The following is a 3,053-nucleotide window of genomic DNA, read 5'->3' as shown; positions in this document are numbered from 1 at the left end:
ACTGTTACCAATCTTCCCATTTGACTATACTTTCTGTATCCCAATCATTAATAGTATTATCCTGCTTTATCATCCCCGGAGGTCGATAATTTATTTCATCTTCCTCATCAGATTCTTTTTCCATTTCAACTTCTTCATTCTGGGAATAAATATTAGTCAAAGGTTCTACAACTTTAGCCAACGCATCTTGAATAAACAACTTAACAAATTCATCTTTTCTTGTTAATTGAAATTGTGTTTGTACTACCTCTGTAATGCCACCATCTCCCCAATCTTGATTATGACTAAAATATTCAATAAAACTCTTCCCAGCAATTCTAGTTAAATAAGCTGCACTTACTCCTTGAATTGCCTTCCCAATTAAAAAAGTTGCTATAGTTAATTGTAAAGCTGTAGAAATTAATTTAATCGCCCCTTCAACAATACCTAAACTAGCAAGTGTTTTAGCCAAAGACATTGCTAACTCTTGCCCTCTTTCAAAATTCAATTCACAACCATAAACTTTGCCAATTTCTATTACCATTTGAGCATTAACTGCTGCTGTGGCCAAAACATCTACTACAGGCAAAGGCGTAACAGCAATAACTCCTGCTCCTATCCACTGAAACCTTTCTACAACCTTCTCTGCTTGTCGTCGTCTTTGAGCATCAATTAAACATCTTGCTTCTTCCCCTAACCGTTGAGATTTGAGCAAAATATTATCAGCAATTAAATCTTCTCCCTCAGCCCGCAAAATAGCAGCCATACGTCCGATTAAAGCCATAATATCAGGTTCTGGCTGATATATTTCTCCCGTCTCAAGCTTAACAGAATGAGGATGAGCACCGATCGCCACAATATCCATTTTGCTAAACCCTACTAACCTTTCCCTGAGCTTAACAATAATTGCTTCTCGGTCCTCTTCAGTGTAGAGGTCTATTTTATTAAAGACCACAAGCGATCGCTTACCAATGTCCGCCAAAGCGTTAAAAGCAGCATATTCGGACTTCTGTAAATCATTATCAACCACAAATAATAGTAAATTAGCCTCTGTCGCCAAAACCCTTGCCAGTTGACCCCTTTCCGTACCTGCTACTCCCGCTTCTAAAATTCCTGGAGTATCAGTAATCAAAATTTCTTTTTCCAATCCTGGCATTTTTAAATGATAGGTTTCTCCTACTTTGGTTGACCCCATAGGTGCTTCTACCCTACCCACCATCTGACCCATTAGAGCATTAACAACAGAAGTCTTACCAGCAGAACCTGTACCAAAAACAACTACTTTTACATCACCTCGTGCTAGACTAGCTTCTATTTCTTGTGAACGTTCTAATAACGCTTGTCGAGCCACCTCATCTTGAATCAGTATAGCCTGTTGTCTCACAGCCTTGAGAGATTCAGAAGCTACCTCAGATTTCACAACCGGAATCTTAACTTTAGCTTTTGAACCTCGTCGCCGTTGATTTTTTTGAATGGTATATAGTCTCAAATAATATATGAAAGCAAAAATGACTATTCCAATGAGGAAAATTAATAGTAATAGTAATAGGTTGGCCACAAATCGGGGGGCGGACCATGAAACTTGACTATATAGCCATGATAAAGAACCAATCAGCCAAATTATGAGCAATAAAATTAGGCTTAGACCTAGAATCAATATTAACAGGCGGGAAGTTGGCATTTCTACTTACTTGAAATCAGAGGTTTGAGGTCAAATCAGTTATGAGTTATGAGTTATCATTTTCTTTGTGGGTTTAATACCCCACCGTCTACACGGTGTTCAAAATTACTTGGGGTGAGAATCCCCATGTAATTTTCCTCCTGTCTCCTGTCTCCTGTCTCCTGTCTCCTTCTTCAAGAGTTATCAATACCTCCTGAAATAGGGAAACTTTGAATATGCAGAATTTTCCTTTTTATCCCCTTTAATATCAAATCCAGTTGAACACTTATTATATATTTGGGGGGAGTAGGGCAGTAGGGCAGTAGAGGAGTAGGAGAAGATTGAAGGCTTGAAGTATAGTTATAAACATATACTATATAAATAACCGGATTCTATATAATAGGCTATCCATTACCGAATAATTAGGGATAGTTTCACACTGGAGACTTGAGACCTGATTTTTTTGGTCATATAGCAGGCAATAGCTAGTAGTGGGAAAAAAAGTGGACTTTATTCGATTCATAATCAGTCTATGTTCTAAGCAATATGGTTGTTATATCTAATACCATTTTCAAAAAATAATGTTACAAATAATCAGGGCAATCAAAAGACTTTACAGGAAATGTCCCTTTGACTAAAAAGATAACTTACGAACTAATAAATGGTATTGAAGTTATTCATTCTGACTCCTGACTCCTAAGAAATAACCTAGCTATTTGTAGCAAAGATTTATAAAGTTGGTATAAAACATCTTTGCTTTACAAGGTAATGGTCGGGAGTTTTTTTGACTTTAGAAATTAAATTAATCAAGAAAAAAGAACATCAGCTTTAAAAATCCCTATTATTTATTGGTATCCAAAATGTTTGAGTTGAAACACTATCTAAAATCTAAGACTTGAAAGCTAAGACATAAAGCAATGATAGATATTTAATTAAATGATAGATAACTTCAATGAGAAATTTAAATATTAAAATTTTGTATGTATGAAGCTATTTAAAAAACCATCAGAAGAAACACAATCAACTCCAAAAACTGCTTCTGACAATACTAATGAAATAGGTTTAGGAACATTTGGTGGTGTCTATACTCCCTCAATTTTGACAATTTTGGGTGTAATTATGTACCTCCGTTTTGGGTGGGTAGTAGGTAATGTTGGTTTATTGGGGACTTTGCTTATTGTCACTTTGTCCACAGCAATTACCTTTCTAACTTCTTTGTCAGTCAGCGCGATCGCTACAGACAGAATAGTCAAAGGAGGAGGTGCCTACTATATGATTAGTCGGTCTTTAGGTATTGAAACAGGCGGTGCAGTGGGAATACCACTATACTTTGCCCAAGCTCTATCAGTAGCTCTTTATACTATTGGTTTTGCAGAAAGCCTAGTAGATGCCTTTGGTGGCCTTAACCAACTAT

1 protein-coding gene and 1 pseudogene are annotated in these 3,053 nt (G+C 36.5%); one reads left to right on the top strand and one right to left on the bottom strand.

The genetic code is table 11. From position 1 onward, the window contains the following. Positions 1 to 4: 4 nt before the first annotated feature. Complete coding sequence (locus F6K13_RS25845; protein WP_287288829.1) at positions 5 to 1,660, bottom strand: YcjF family protein; 1,656 nt, start codon at positions 1,658 to 1,660, stop codon at positions 5 to 7. 963 nt (positions 1,661 to 2,623) lie between these two features. Here F6K13_RS25845 and F6K13_RS25840 point away from each other — a divergent pair. Beyond that, positions 2,624 to 3,053, top strand: a pseudogene (locus F6K13_RS25840) (Na-K-Cl cotransporter); the annotation flags it as partial.

This window comes from Okeania sp. SIO2B9 (assembly GCF_010672505.1).
Taxonomy (GTDB): domain Bacteria; phylum Cyanobacteriota; class Cyanobacteriia; order Cyanobacteriales; family Microcoleaceae; genus Okeania; species Okeania hirsuta.
This window is presented reverse-complemented; position numbering and strand designations above follow the sequence as displayed.